Raw genomic sequence first — 14,457 nt, forward strand, 5'->3', positions numbered from 1 at the left:
CAACAAGCAAAATGAGGGATGGAGGCACTATGAAACTGACACTGGGGTACTTCACGTGTTCCTTTGCGCTGCCGCTGCTGATGGCGGCCGCGTTCACGACTGGGGCGCGCGCCGATGGCGAGACCATTGCCGTCTTCACCAAGAACCAGACCAACCCGTTCTTCCAGACGGTACGCGTCGGCGCCGACAACATGGCGAAGTCGCTGAACGCGAAAACGCTGCAATACATCCCGACCAAGCCCGACTCGATCCCCGAGCAGCTCAGCCAGATCGAGGACGTCGTGGTGAAGAAGCCGAGCGCGATCGTGTTCACGCCGGTCGACTACAAGGCGATGGTGCCCGGCGTCGAGAAGATCAATGAAGCAAAAATCCCGGTCGTCAACATCACCGACCGCTCGGCGGGCGGCAAGTTCCTGTCCTTCGTCGGCGCCGACGATTACAGCCTTGGGCTCGAGACCGCACGCTTCCTGCTGAAGACGCTGGGCGGCAAGGGCAACATCGTCATCATCGAGGGCGTCAAGGGCTCGCTGACCAATGTCGACCGCGTCCGCGGCTTCAACGACGCGCTGAAGGAGGCCCCAGGCGCCAAGCTCCTGGCCTCGCAGCCCGGCAATTACCAGCGGCTCCAGGCGCTCCAGGTGATGGAGAATCTGATGCAGTCGAATTCGCAGATCGACGGCGTGCTGGCGGCCAACGACGCCATGGCGGTCGGCGCGATCGAGGCGCTCGACGGTGCCAATCGCAAGGCGCAGGTGATCGGCATCAACGGCACCAAGGAGGCGATCGACGCGATCAAGTCCGGCAAGCTGCTTGCCAGCGGCGACTACAACGGCTTTGCCCAAGGCTGCCTCGGCACCATGATGGCGGTGCGCTCGCTGCGCGGGCAGCCGGTCATCAGCGAGATCGTGCTGAAGCCGACCGTGATCACCAAGGACAACTACCAGCCATTCGACCTGCCGCTGGAGCAGCGCACCTGCCCGACCTTCGAGGACGCCGGCAAGCTCGGCGCCAAGTAGACAACCAATCACCGCAAATATGGACGGCCTCCTCGCGGCCGTCCTGAGAACACGGAGACACCATGCTGTTCGCCATTCACGCCGTCGACCGCGCCGCCGCGCTGCCGACCCGGCTCGCCAATTACGACGCGCACAAGGCCTTTCTGAGCGACACCTCGCGCTTCGGCGTCAAGATCGTGATGTCGGGACCGCTGGTGTCCGACGATGGCCAGACCATGATCGGCAGCCTGTTCCTGATCGAGGCACCGGGCCGCAGCGAGGTCGAAGCCTTCAACCGTGCCGATCCCTTTGCTGCGGCCGGCATCTGGGAAAAGGTCACGATCACCGGCTTCCTGCGCCGGCAGGGCTAAAGCCCCTCCACTTCCTCCGCAAGGTGACATGCCGCCCACTGCGCTGGTCCGGTCGCGCGCAGCGTCGGCTCCTCGACGCGGCAGCGGTCGAAGACGAGCGGGCAGCGGGTGTGGAAACGGCATCCCTTCGGCGGATTGATCGGGCTCGGCACGTCGCCGCCGAGGATGATGGGATTGCGCTTCGCTCCGGGCTCGGGCAGCGGCACCGCGGAGAGCAGCGCCCTCGTATAAGGATGTTTTGGCGCGGCAAAGATCTCGCGGCGGGGCGCCACCTCGACGATCTTGCCGAGATACATCACCGCGACGCGGTGGGTCATGTGCTCGACGATGGCGAGGTCATGACTGATGAACAGCAGTGCCAGACCGAATTTCTGCTGAAGGTCCTGGAGCAGATTGACGATCTGCGCCTTGACCGAGACGTCGAGCGCGGAGACCGCCTCGTCGCAGACGATCAGCTCGGGCTCGGCCGCGAGCGCCCGGGCGATGCCGATGCGCTGGCGCTGGCCGCCCGAGAATTCGTGCGGCCGGCGGTTCAGCGCCTCGCGCGGCAGGCGCACCGTGTCCATCAGCGCGGTGACGCGGACCTCGAGATCTTCCGCGGATTTGGCCAAACCAAAATTACGGATCGGCTCGGCGAGGATGTCGCGCACGCGCATGCGCGGATTGAGGCTCGAGAACGGATCCTGGAACACCACCTGCACGCGGCGGCGCATCTGGCGCATCGTGCTCGGATGGGCGTCGTCGATGCGCTGGCCGTCGAGGATCACCTGCCCTGCGGTGATGTCGAACAGCCGCAGGATGGCGCGGCCGACCGTCGACTTGCCACAGCCGGACTCGCCGACCAGCGACAACGTCTCGCCGCGCGCGATCTCGAACGACACGCCGTCGACCGCATAGACGAATTCGGACTTGCGTCCGAACAGGCCCCTATTGATCGGAAAATGCTTCTTGAGGTCGTTGACCTGGAGCAACGGAACATTCATGCCGCAACCGCTCCCTTGGCGGCGTAATGGCAGGCCGCGATGTGGCGGGGACCTTTCTCTTCCAGCCCCGGCGCATATTGCCGGCACAGATCGGTCGCGAGCGCGCAGCGGCCGGCAAAGACGCAGCCGATGATCGGCTTGCGGAGATCAGGCACCTGTCCGGGAATCTCGGCAAGCCGCGTCGCAGTGCCCGCGAGCGAGGAGCCGAGCTTCGGCACCGCACCTAACAGGCCTTCCGTATAGGGATGTCGCGGCGAGCGGAACAACTCGGCGACCGGCGCCTCCTCGACCTTGCGGCCGGCATACATGACCATGACGCGTTCGGCGATCTCGGCGACGACGCCGAGATCGTGGGTGATCAGGATGATGGCCGCGCCGACCCGGCGCTTCAAATCCAGCATCAGTTTTACGATCTGCGCCTGGATGGTCACGTCGAGCGCGGTGGTCGGCTCATCCGCGATCAGGAGTTTTGGATTGCAGGCGAGCGCAATCGCGATCATGACGCGCTGGCGCATGCCGCCGGAGAGCTGATGCGGATATTCGCGCACGCGCCGCTTCGGCTCGGGAATGCCGACCAGCGTCAGCATCTCGATCGCGTGCGCCTCGGCGGCCTGCTTGTCGAGGCCCTGATGGATCATCAAGGTCTCGCGGATCTGGCGGCCGACGGTCAGCACCGGATTGAGGCTCGTCATCGGCTCCTGGAAGATCATCGAGATGTCGTTGCCGCGGATGGCGCGCATCTCGCGATCGGAGAGCGCGAGGAGGTCCTTGCCGGCGAAGCGGATCGCGCCCGCGATTCTGCCGGGCGGCTCCGGAATCAGGCGCATCAGCGACATCGAGGTCACCGACTTGCCGCAGCCGGACTCGCCGACGATGGCCAGTGTCTCGCCCTCGTTGACGTGGAAGGACACCCCGTCCACCGCGCGGTTGATGCCGCTCGGGGTGCTGAAGTGGGTCTGCAGATTCTCGACCTCTAGCAACGCCATCGCGGTCAGCCCATCTAGAGACGCTTGGCCATGCGCGGATCGAGCGCATCGCGAAGGCCGTCGCCGAGCAAATTCACCGCGAGCACGGTGACCGACAGGAAGGCCGCCGGGAAGAACACGATGTAAGGCTTGACCTGCCACAGCGCGCGACCTTCCGCCATGATGTTGCCCCAGGACGGAATGGTGGGCGGCGTGCCCGCGCCGATGAAGGACAGGATCGCCTCGGTGATCATGGCGCTGGCGCAGATGTAGGTCGCCTGCACCAGCATCGGCGCAACCGTGTTGGGCAGGATGTGGCGCAGGATGATCATCGGCGTGCGCGTGCCGCAGGCGACCGCGGCGTCGACATAGGGCTGCTCGCGCAGCGACAGCACCACACTACGGACAAGACGAGAAACTCGCGGGATCTCGGCGATGGTAATCGCGAGGATGACGTTGCCGACGCTGCCGCGCGTCAGCGCCATCAGCGCAATCGCGAGCAGGATCGGCGGGATCGACATCAACCCATCCATGAAGCGCATCAAGATGCCGTCGGCCCAGCGGATGAAACCCGAGACCATACCGATGGCAAGACCTGCCGCCGATGCGAAGATCGCGACCGACAGGCCGACCGTGAGCGAGACCCGCGCGCCGAACAGCACGCGCGAATAGATGTCGCGGCCGAGCACATCGGTGCCGAACCAGAAATCGGCCGAAGGCGCCCGCGTGCGCTTGGCCGGCGCAAGCGCGGTCGGGTCGACCGTCCCGAGATACGGCGCGAACACCGCGATCAGTACGAGCATCAAGAGCAGCGCGCCGCCGATGGCAACGGTGGGATGGCCGCGCAACAGGCCGATGAAACCGCGCCGGATCGTGACCGGCCGCAGGATCTCAGGCAGTTGCGGCGCGAGGACGAGGCCGGGTGGAAGCGATTGCGGACTGACGGTGGTGTCGGTCAATAGCGGATCCTCGGGTCAACGAGCGTATAAATGACGTCGATCATCAGGTTGACGAGGACGTAGACGAAGCTGAACAGCAGCACGATGCCCTGGATCACCGGATAGTCGCGGCGCAGGATCGCGTCGATCGTGAGGCGGCCGAGGCCGGGAATCGCGAACACGCTTTCGGTGACCACCGCGCCGCCGATCAGCAGCGCGATGCCGATTCCGATCACGGTCACGATCGGCACCGCCGCGTTCTTCAGCGCGTGAATGAACAGGATGCCGCCCTGCCCGAGGCCCTTCGCCTTGGCGGTGCGGATATAGTCCTGCTGCAACACTTCGAGCATGGCGGCGCGGGTGATGCGCGCGACCAGCGCGATGTAGACGCAGCCGAGCGCGACCGCCGGCAGGATCAGGTTCTCCAGCCAGGGCCAGAAGCCCTGGTTGAGCGGCGTGTAGCCCTGTACCGGAAGCCATTCCAGTTCGAGCGCGAAGATGTAGGCGAGCATGTAGCCGACCACGAACACCGGCAGCGAGAAGCCGAACACGGCAAAGCCCATGATCGCGCGGTCGATCAGGCTGCCGGCTTTCCACGCCGCCACCACGCCGAGCGGCACAGCGACCACGATGGTGAGCAGCAGCGTGACGATCATCAGCGACAGCGTCGGTCCGAGACGCTGCCCGATCATCGCCGAGACCGGCAGATTGGTGAAGATCGAGGTGCCGAGATCGCCGTGCAGAATGCGCCAGACCCAGCTTCCGAACTGGATCAGGAACGGACGGTCGAGGCCGAGGCTCTGGCGGATGCGCTCCACATCCTCCGGGCTCGCCTGGTCGCCCGCGATCACCACGGCGGGATCACCCGGCGCGATGTAAAGCAGGCTGAACACGAACAGCGCGACGATCGCCATCACCGGCAAGGTCGCGACGATGCGACGGAGGATGTAGGAGAGCATCTGGCCTCAGCGCGCGATCATGCGGACTTCGACACACCCCAGAAGAACGGCAGCGGCCCCTTGGTGATGCCGGAGACGTTCTTGCGCCAGGCCGTGTAGGTCAGGAAGAAGCCGGTTGGCGCGTAGACGACATCCTCGAGCGCCGCCTTGTTGACCTGCCCGATCGCGGCCTTCTCCTCCTCGAGATTCTTGGCGTCGAACCAGGCCGTGATCTCCTTCTCGGTATTCGGGCTGTTGGGCCAGCCGAACCAGGCCTTTTCGCCATTGGCGCGGATGGCGGTGTAGGCGGCCGGATTGATGCAATCGGCGCCGGCATGCCAGCTGTGGAACATGTTCCAGCCGCCTTGCCCCGGCGGCGTCTTCGCCGCACGGCGCGAGCCGACCGTGCCCCAGTCGGTCGCGACGAAATCGACATTCATGCCGAGCTTCTTGAGCAGGTCGGCCGTGACGTCTCCTTGCGCCTTCGTAATCGGCTGGTCCTGCGCCACGAGGCAGGTCACCGGCTGGCCGGAATAGCCGCTCTCGGCGAGCAGCTTCTTGGCGGCGTCGAAATCGCGCTTGCCCTTGAGGATCTCGCCGCCTAGCTCGCTGTAGAGCGGCGTGTCAGGCGTGAAGAAGCCAGGCAGCGTCTTCCATAGCGCGGTGTCGTCGCCGACGATGGCGCGCATGTAGTCTTCCTGGCTCAGCGCCATCAGCACCGCCCGCCGCGCCCGCACGTCGTTGAACGGCGCGAACAGATGGTTCATCCGGAACGAGCCGATATTGCCGAGGGGATCGCCGATATCGACGCTGATGTTCTTGTTTTTCTTCAACACCGGGACGAGGTCGGAGATCGGGTTCTCCCACCAGTCCACTTCGCCGTTCTGCAAGGCGGCGGCAGCGGTGGCCGGATCCGGCATCACCAGCCACTCGACGCGATCGACCAAAATGTTCTTGCCGCCGGCGAGCCAGGACGCCTTCTCCTGCCTCGGCACGTAATCGGTGAACTTCTCAAACACCGACTTGGCGCCGGGCACCCATTCGCTCTTGGCGAATTTCATCGGCCCGGAGCCGACATATTCGGTGATCTGCTTGAACGGATCGGTCTTGGCGATGCGCTCGGGCATGATGAAGGAGCACGGCGCATTGTTCTTGGCGAGCGCGTAGAGCATTTTCGGGAAGGGCTGCTTCAAGACCCATTTGAAGGTGCGGTCGTCGACGGCGGTCAGTTCCTGCTGGGTCGCGATGATCATCAGGCCCATCGGATCGCGCGCGGCCCAGCGCGCCAGGCTCGCGACGACGTCCTTGGCCAGCACCGGCTCGCCGTCGTGGAACTTGAGACCCGGGCGCAGCTTGAAGGTCCAGGTCTTGCCGTCGTCGGTGGTCTCCTCGGACTCGATCATCTGGCGCTGCGGCTGAAGCTGTGCATCGACGCCGTAGAGCGTGTCCCAGACCAGCGCGGCGGCATTGCGCACGACATATTGCGTACCCCAGATCGGGTCGAAATTGGCGAGATTGGCCTGGGGCACGAAGCGCAGGGTGCGCGCCGCGGCGCCCTGGGCGATGGCCGGGGCCGACAAGCCCGTCAATGCCAGACCGCCTGCGCCAGCCAGTCCCTTCAATACGGTCCTGCGATCCATGAAGTCCTCCCGATAATGCCGTGATGCCAGCTTTTCATTGGCCAAGGGCAAGTCAAACCGAGCCCATTTGCAAGCAAATGGTATGCCACTAAATGCCCCTTCGCCAGCAGGATCTCACCGCCATTTGGGACGGTCCGAGCCTCAAAGGGCGGCCGCCAGCACCTTGCCGGTCTCGATATGCGGGATCGCCTCGACCAACTTGCGAGTGTAGTCCGTCTTTGGATTATCGAACAGCGCCCGGCTCTCGCCTTGCTCGACGATGCCGCCATTGCGCAGCACGATGGTGCGGTCGCACAGCATGCGCACCACGTTGAGATCGTGGCTGACGAACAGCAGCGCGATGTCGTTCTCGCGCCTGAGGCGATCGAGCAGTTGCAGCACCACCGCCTGCACCGAGACGTCGAGCGCGGCGGTCGGCTCGTCCAGCACCAGGAGACGCGGCCGGCAGGCGATGGCGCGCGCGATCCCGACACGCGCCTTCTGGCCGCCTGAGAGCTGGTGCGGAAAGCGCGGCAAGAGATCGAGCGGCAATCCGACCCGCACCGCACATTCCTCCACCCGCTTGCGCAGCGCATCGCCGGCGCGCATGCCATCGAGCCGCATCAGGGGATGGGCGATGCAGTCGAACGCCGTGAAACGCGGGTTAAGGCTCTCGTTCGGGTCCTGGAACACCATCTGGATGTCTTTGCGCAAGGAAGAACGGTGGAAGTCGCGCGAGGCGACGTGGCCGATCGACTGCCCGTCGAACACGATGTCGCCTTCGCTCGGATCGATCAGCCGGCAAATCATCCGCGATGTCGTGCTCTTGCCGGAGCCGGACTCGCCGACGAGCCCGACGCTCTCGCCGCCGGCCATCGTCATCGAGAAGTCGGCGACCGCGGCGGAGCCCTGGTCGAACCGTTTTGCAAGTTTCCGTACATCGAGCAGCGGCGGCGTCCCGTGCGGCAACTCCGGTCTGGGCTTGCTGACGACGGAAGCGTACTGCTCCCGCTCCTCCACCGTCACGAGGTCTTCGATCCGGGAGGTCGCGGTTGGCGATGCCGCGACGAGGCGCCTGGTATAGGCATGCTGCGGCGCGGTGAAGAGCGTCTTCGGGCTCGCTTCCTCGACGATGCGGCCGCGCTCCATCACGGCGATGCGGCGGCAATAGCGCGCCGCAAGGCCAAGATCGTGCGTGATCAAGATCGTAGCCATGCCGCGCGCGGCGGCGATGTCTGCGAGCAGGTCCATCACCACCTTCTGGGTGGTGACGTCGAGGCCCGTGGTCGGCTCGTCCGCGATCAGGAGCGCGGGATTGCAGGAGATCGCGATGGCGATCATCACGCGCTGGCACATGCCGCCCGAGAGCTCGTGCGGATAGGCGTTCATCCGCTTTTCGGGATCGCGGATCTGGACCGCGCGCAGCAACTCCAGCGCCTCGGCGCGCGCGGCGTCCTTCGAGATCCGTTTGTGGGTGAGGATCGCATCCGCGATCTGCAGGCCGATCGCGCGGATGGGATTGAGCGCCGCCCGCGGATTCTGGAAGATCATCGACATCGCCGCGCCCTGGAGCTGACGGAGATCATCGCCCCTGAGCTTGGTGACGTCCTGCCCGCGAAACAGGATCTTGCCGCCGGTGACGCGACCTGCGGCGTCGAGCAGCCGCGTGGTTGCGAAGCCCGTCACCGATTTGCCTGAGCCGCTCTCGCCGACGAGGCCGAGCATCTCGCCCTTTTCGACCATCAGCGAGACACCGCGCACGGCCTCGACCATGCCGCGCCGGGTCGAGAACGTGACGTGGAGATCCTCGATCCTGAGCAGCTCTTCGCTCATGTGCGCATCCGGGGATCGAGAATGTCCCGCATCCCGTCGCCGAGGAGATTGAAGCACAGGACGGCCATCATCAGCGCGAGGCCCGGAAAGGCCACCAGCCACCAACGCCCGGTCGAAATGAAGCGCGCGCCCTCCGCGACCATGATGCCCCATTCCGGCGTCGGCGGCTTGACGCCGAGGCCGATGAAGGACAGGCCGGCCGCATTGAGGATGGCCCAGCCGAGATTGAGCGAGATCTGCACCGCCATCGCCGGCAGGATGTTCGGCAGCAGGAAGCGCAGCACCACCGAGAAATGGCTCTCGCCACAGGCGCGCGCGGCCTCGACCCAGCCGACATTGCGGCGGACGTTGACCTCGGCACGCGCGAAGCGGATGTAGAAGGGAAGATTGATGATCGCGGTCGCGATCACGATGTTCTCGACCCGGTTGCCGAGCGCTGCGACCATCGCCATCGCCAGCACGAACAGCGGAAAGGCCATCATCACGTCGACGAAGCGGCCGACGCTGCGATCGAGCCCGCCGCCGGCATAACCGCAGAACGAGCCGACCACGGCGCCGATCACGAAGGAGATGCCGACCGCGGACACCGCAATGGCCAGATCGAGCCGCGCGGCGATGATGAGACGGCTGAAGACGTCGCGGCCGAGCTGGTCGGTGCCGGCAAGATGGGCCGCGCTCGGCGGCTGCAAGGCTTCCGAGACATTGGAGACCACGGGATCATAGGGCACGATCCAGGGACCAAAGATCGCGAGCAGGACGAACAGCAGGACACCGCTCGCGGCAACGGCCGTGAGCGGATTGCCGCGCAGGATCCAGACCGAATGGCGGAGCGTTGCACTGGTCATTCGATCGACACCCTGGGATCGGCGATGCCGTAGCAGATGTCGACCACGAGATTGACCAGCACGAACAGGCTGGCCATCAGCAGCACGAAACCCTGCACCGGCGCGTAGTCAGACGAGAGCAGCGCATCGAGCGCGTAGGACGCAACGCCTGGCCAGGAGAACACCTTCTCCACGAGCACATTGGCGCCGAGCATGGTCGAGAACACGATGCCTGCGATGGTGATAACCGGCAGGATCGCGTTCCTCAACGCGTAAGTGACGACCACCTTGCGCCAGGACAATCCGACCGAGCGCGCGGTGCGCACAAAATCGCTGCCGAGCGACACCAGCATCGAGGCGCGCGTGATCCGCGCCAGCGGCGCGATCACGAACAGGGCCATGCTCACCGCCGGCAGGATCAATTGCCTGGCGGCCGTCCACCAGCCCTCGAAGTCGCCCACAAGCAGGAAATCGACCATCAGGAAGCCGGTGCGCTGCGGCGGCAGCGAGGTGAAGACGTCGATCCGCCCCGTGGGATCGGGCGCAAGCCCGAGCAGATAGTAGAAGACATAGATGAGCAGAAGGCCCGACACGAAGGTCGGCACGCAGACGCCGAGCGCGCAGAACAGCCGCACGCCGTGATCGACCACCGATCCCGGCCGCAGCGCCGCGATGACGCCGAGCGGCACCGCCGCGATCAGCGCGATCAGCAGCGCGGTGAAGGTGAGCTCCAGCGAGGCCGGCAGCCGCTCGCGCAGATCCTTCAGCACGGGTTGTCCGGTCATCATGGAGCGGCCGAGATTGCCGTGGCCGATGTCGGAGAGATAGAACACGAGCTGCTCCGGCACCGACTTGTCCAATCCCATCTGCTTGCGGATCTGCTCGATCTCCTCCTTGCCGGCGTTGGGCCCAGAGGCGAAGAACACCGCGGGGTCGCCGGGCAGGACCCGCATCAGCAAAAAGGTGAAGACCAGCACGCCGAACAGCGCCGGGAGCGACGACAAGAGCCGCCTGCCCGCTCGCACCATCGTAGTGCCAAAACCCGTCATCACCTCTCAAAGCCTCTCTTGGCTGTGCATGTCACTTGCGGCTGACGTCGCGATAGTCGACTTGCCGGTGGAACTCGTAGGTATAGCCCTCGATCGAAGCTGCCATCACCGCGTCCTGGTTCGGCTGCCACAGCATGATCTGTGGCATCAGGTCGGCATGCATCGCGTTGAGCTTGCGGCCGTCTTCCTCGTATTTGGCCTTATCCGGCTCGAAGCGCGCCTCCTGCGCGATCGCAGCCAGTTCGGGATTGTTGATCGAGCTGTAGTTCCAGCGCTGATTGCCGGTGTAGAAGTTGCGGTAGAAATAATCGGTCGACGGCAGCCAGGCGACGATGCCCTCGGTGAAGAAGGGCAGCTTCTTCTCGTTGATCTGCGTCGACATCTGCGCATCCGGCAGCTTCTGGATGTCGACCTTGATCCCGATCTTGCCGAGCGACTCCTTGACCAGCGCCGCCATCGGTTCCGCGGTCGAGGCCTGGCCGACATTGAAGCTGAACGTCGTCGAGAATCCCTCAGGCAGGCCGGCGGCCTTGAGATATTCCCGCGCCTTGTCGAGATCGATCTTCACCGGCTGCTGGAACGGGTAGATGCCGTTCAGCGGCTTGCCGTCCGGCCAGCTCGCGCCGAACAGCGGCGCGCCGCGGCCGAACAGCGCCGCCTTGAACATGTCGTCATAGGGCAGCGCGAAGGCGATGGCGCGGCGGACATTGACGTTGTCGAAGGGCGGAATCTGGTTGTTCATCGAGACGAAGGTGATCGAATTGTATTGCGGTGTCGAGATCACCTTGAGCTTGCCCTTGGCCTCGAGCGCCTGCACGTCGCTGGCCTGGAGATCGACGACGAGATCGGCATCGCCGCGCTCGACGAGGTTGGCGCGGGTGGCCGGCTCCGGCACGGACTGGATGATGACGCGCTTGAAGAAGGCCGGCTTGCTGGGCGAACCGCGGTTCCAGGCCTCGTTGCGCTTGATGATGGCCTGCTCGCCCGGCTTGAACGTCTCGAGCACATAGGCGCCGCTGCCGGCGGTGTGCTCCTTCAGCCAGGCGGTGGCCCAGGGATCATCCGCCGTCGCGTGCTCCTTTGCCACTTTCGAGTTGATGATCATCGGGTAAACGGTGGCGAGATTGGGCAGCGCGAGCTTGTCCGGTTTTGGCAGCGTCACCTCGATCGTCAGCGGATCGATCACCTTGAACTGGTCGGCCGACGTCAACGAGCCTGTCAGCAATTGCGCCTTGCCGAGGATCGGCGCCGTGACGCAGCGATCGAGCGACCATTTGACGTCCTCGGCGGTGACCGGCGAGCCGTCCTGGAATTTTGCGTCCTTGCGCAGGCGGAAGGTGAGCTTCAGCCCGTCCGGACTGACCTCGTAGGATTCGGCGAGCTCGCCCGTGATCGTATCGAGATCGAACACCCATTTGCCGTTGAGCTGCTTGCGGCCGAACGCGACCAGCCGGTCATAGGTGCTCATGCTCAGCGCGAAGGACTCGCGGGTCGAGCCGGGAATGTTGGGATCGAGCGTGTTGACCGATGCGCCGGTCACATAACGCAGCGTCTCCGCCCTGGTTTGCGCTTGCGACGGCGCAGTGGCGACGAGCAACAGCGCAGCGGTGGCGAGAACGCAGGTCGCGGGCCTGAAAGACACAAAACGCATTGGTTTTTCCCTGAATTTCGAGCAAGAACGCCAGCAAGGCAGGTTAAGAAAGAAGCAAGTTGCGCGCCAATCTCGCAGAGGCGCTTCGTCGCGGCGGCGCATCGATGATCATTACGATTGCTCCATTGTTCGCGCCGGCCGCGTGATCACGGCCTGCGGCACGTCATAGGCGCTGAGAGACGCCCAATGCCGCGCAACATCGGCGCGGAACAGGCCGCGCGTCAAGCCATTCACGAGTTTTGGCACGGCCGTCGTCATCGCATTGATCGACGATCCCGACGGACCAAAGCTCATGGTCGAAGCGATGGCGAAGAGATGGATGTCGGAGATCCACGGCGTCTCGCCTGCCACGCGCTCGGTGAAGGCGTAATCATCGGAGAGATACGGGAAGCGGCCGAGTCGTTCGTTGCGTTCATGTTCCGGCGGCTGATAGCGGTCGGCCCAAGTGGCGATGTTGCCGGCAAAGCCGCCGAGCTCACCGCGCCCGGCAAAGTTCATGTCGATACCGGTGCCGCAGATGACAAAATCGGCATTGATAGCGCCGCGCGGTGTATGCAACTCAACGCCTTTGCCGATTTCACGCGCGGCTTCGACCGGCGCACCCTCGTGCAATGTGAAATTGGCATGTCGCGCGCAACGGTCATAGGTCGGCTGCGGAAATCCCTCGCGCATCTCGAGGATCTTGCGCATGAAGCGCCAGCGCCAGGCATCGTCGAGATCGCTGAGATGACGCAGGAAGCCGCGAAAGGTCAGCCAGCGATAGGGTTGGATCAGCTGGATCTGGGCCCGGCGGCAGAGCAGATGCACTTCCGCTGCGCCTGCTTCGAGCGCGGTCGCCGCATTGTCGAAGGCGGAGGCGCCGGCGCCGATCACAGCGACGCGCTTGCCGCGCAAGCTTTCGAAGTCGATGTCGTCGGCGACGGTCGCGATCGAGCTCGCCGGCAGATGCGCTAGCTGCTCCGGGATCATCCAGTCGCCCATGCCCTCCTGCCCCGTCGCCAGCACGATCTTGCGGGCATAGAGCGTCTCGATGCCGTCGGCGCGTTTCACGCGCACGGCGAGCAGGCCGTCAGATGCAGGCGAGATCTCCAGGAGTTTGCTAGCGTTGTGCACGGGCAGGCCGATCGTGCGCCGCAGCCAGAGCAGATACTCGGCCCAGTGATCGCGTTCGATCAGGCCAAGCTGTTGCCAGCTCTCCTTGCCGAACCGGGCTTCATGCCAGGACTGATAGGTCAGGCTCGGAATATCGAGGTCAGGGCCGGTGTAGTCCTTCGGGCTGCGCAGCGTTGGCATGCGGGCATAGGTGAGCCATGGGCCCTCCTTCCCCTCCGCGGCCTTGTCGATCAGCAGGATGTTGCTGACGCGGGAGCGCATCAGGCCGAAGCCGATGGCGATGCCGGACTGGCCTGCACCGATGATGAGCACATCCAGCGCCGGCTTGCCATCGGGTCCCGTCTTCGGTTCGAGCCAGGCAGCGCCGGGATGCGCGATCCGGGCAAGATCGGCGCGCACGCCTGCCTCAAGTTCTGTCAGCGCGTCGCTCATGCCGCGAGCCAACCTCCGTCGACCACCATCACGGTCCCCGTCGTGAACGAGGACGCATCGCTGGCGAGATGCAGCGCGGCCTGCGCGATATCTTCAGCCGCGCCGAACCGCTTCATGGCGTGGCGGTTGCGGGAGACTTCGCGCACCTCGTCCGGATTGGCGTGCCGGGCAAAGCTGCGGCGGAGCATCGGCGTATCGATCGCGCCGGGCGCAATCGCGTTGACGCGGATGCCGTCGGTTGCGAAATCCACCGCCATGGTCCGGGTGAGGCTGACGATCGCGCCCTTGGCGGCGATATAGGCACTGTTGCCCTTGCCGCCGGCGATAGCAAGCTGCGATGCCAGCGTGATGATCGAGCCGCTGTTCTGCCGCTGCATCTGCGGCACCGCGGCCCGCGCCCACAACCAGGTGCCGCCGACATTGGCGCGGAACACCGCATCCCAATCGTCCAGGGTCGTGGTCAGCACCGTGCCGCCGCAGGAGAAGCCGGCAGCGGTCATGAGGATGTCGAGCCGGCCGTGGCGCGCGACGAGCTCGCTGACGACGGTCTCGGCGAAGCCGGCATCACCGACGTCGCCGACATGCGTCGTTGCCTCGCCCACGAGGTTCAGCGTCTCCTCAAGGCCGACAGCATCGCGATCGACCAGCGCGAGGCGCGCCCCCTCCTCGGCGAACAGTTTTGCGCTGGCGCGGCCGATGCCTGAGCCGGCGCCGGTGATGATGGCGGTGCGCCCCTGCAGCCGCAT

13 protein-coding genes are annotated in these 14,457 nt (G+C 65.0%); 2 read left to right on the top strand and 11 right to left on the bottom strand.

What is annotated here, in order from left to right; translation table 11 throughout:
- Window positions 1-29 precede the first annotated feature (29 nt).
- Both QA642_RS32370 and QA642_RS32375 read left to right on the top strand, forming a co-directional pair.
- The gene (locus QA642_RS32370; RefSeq protein WP_283080502.1) at window positions 30-1,016 is read left to right on the top strand and encodes a sugar ABC transporter substrate-binding protein; all 987 of its coding nucleotides are present in this window, start codon (window positions 30-32) and stop codon (window positions 1,014-1,016) included.
- A gap of 62 nt (window positions 1,017-1,078) precedes the next feature.
- Entirely contained in the window at window positions 1,079-1,366 is a 288-nt protein-coding gene (locus QA642_RS32375; protein ID WP_283080503.1) for a YciI family protein, read from the top strand.
- On the opposite strand, the gene QA642_RS32380 is transcribed toward QA642_RS32375, so the two are convergent.
- The 11 genes from QA642_RS32380 to QA642_RS32430 form a co-directional block, all read right to left on the bottom strand.
- Window positions 1,363-2,349: an oligopeptide/dipeptide ABC transporter ATP-binding protein gene (locus tag QA642_RS32380; protein WP_283080504.1), complete on the bottom strand. Its 987-nt coding sequence runs from the start codon at window positions 2,347-2,349 to the stop codon at window positions 1,363-1,365. The genes QA642_RS32375 and QA642_RS32380 overlap by 4 nt on opposite strands.
- On the bottom strand, window positions 2,346-3,335 hold the full coding sequence (locus QA642_RS32385) for an ABC transporter ATP-binding protein (RefSeq protein WP_283080505.1): 990 nt from the start codon (window positions 3,333-3,335) through the stop codon (window positions 2,346-2,348). Before QA642_RS32385 ends, QA642_RS32380 begins: the two co-directional genes overlap by 4 nt.
- A gap of 14 nt (window positions 3,336-3,349) precedes the next feature.
- Window positions 3,350-4,273 (bottom strand): ABC transporter permease, encoded by a 924-nt coding sequence (locus QA642_RS32390; RefSeq protein ID WP_283080506.1) that lies wholly within the window; start codon window positions 4,271-4,273, stop codon window positions 3,350-3,352.
- Window positions 4,270-5,211 carry an ABC transporter permease gene (locus tag QA642_RS32395; protein WP_027558991.1) on the bottom strand — a complete coding sequence of 314 codons (942 nt, stop codon included), beginning with the start codon at window positions 5,209-5,211 and terminating at the stop codon, window positions 4,270-4,272. The genes QA642_RS32390 and QA642_RS32395 overlap by 4 nt, the downstream gene beginning before the upstream one ends.
- Window positions 5,212-5,228: 17 nt before the next feature.
- Complete coding sequence (locus QA642_RS32400; RefSeq protein ID WP_283080507.1) at window positions 5,229-6,830, bottom strand: ABC transporter substrate-binding protein; 1,602 nt, start codon at window positions 6,828-6,830, stop codon at window positions 5,229-5,231.
- Between the two features lie 141 nt (window positions 6,831-6,971).
- Window positions 6,972-8,642, bottom strand: a complete 1,671-nt coding sequence (locus QA642_RS32405; RefSeq protein WP_283080508.1) for an ABC transporter ATP-binding protein — start codon at window positions 8,640-8,642, stop codon at window positions 6,972-6,974.
- On the bottom strand, window positions 8,639-9,487 hold the full coding sequence (locus QA642_RS32410; RefSeq protein ID WP_283080509.1) for an ABC transporter permease: 849 nt from the start codon (window positions 9,485-9,487) through the stop codon (window positions 8,639-8,641). The genes QA642_RS32405 and QA642_RS32410 overlap by 4 nt, the downstream gene beginning before the upstream one ends.
- The gene (locus tag QA642_RS32415; protein ID WP_283080510.1) at window positions 9,484-10,518 is read right to left on the bottom strand and encodes an ABC transporter permease; all 1,035 of its coding nucleotides are present in this window, start codon (window positions 10,516-10,518) and stop codon (window positions 9,484-9,486) included. Before QA642_RS32415 ends, QA642_RS32410 begins: the two co-directional genes overlap by 4 nt.
- Before the next feature lie 28 nt (window positions 10,519-10,546).
- Window positions 10,547-12,166 carry an ABC transporter substrate-binding protein gene (locus QA642_RS32420; RefSeq protein ID WP_283080511.1) on the bottom strand — a complete coding sequence of 540 codons (1,620 nt, stop codon included), beginning with the start codon at window positions 12,164-12,166 and terminating at the stop codon, window positions 10,547-10,549.
- A gap of 111 nt (window positions 12,167-12,277) precedes the next feature.
- Window positions 12,278-13,711: an NAD(P)/FAD-dependent oxidoreductase gene (locus QA642_RS32425; protein WP_283080512.1), complete on the bottom strand. Its 1,434-nt coding sequence runs from the start codon at window positions 13,709-13,711 to the stop codon at window positions 12,278-12,280.
- On the bottom strand, window positions 13,708-14,457 hold the full coding sequence (locus tag QA642_RS32430) for an SDR family oxidoreductase (RefSeq protein ID WP_283080513.1): 750 nt from the start codon (window positions 14,455-14,457) through the stop codon (window positions 13,708-13,710). Before QA642_RS32430 ends, QA642_RS32425 begins: the two co-directional genes overlap by 4 nt.

This window comes from Bradyrhizobium sp. CB2312 (genome assembly GCF_029714425.1).
Classification (GTDB): Bacteria; Pseudomonadota; Alphaproteobacteria; order Rhizobiales; family Xanthobacteraceae; genus Bradyrhizobium.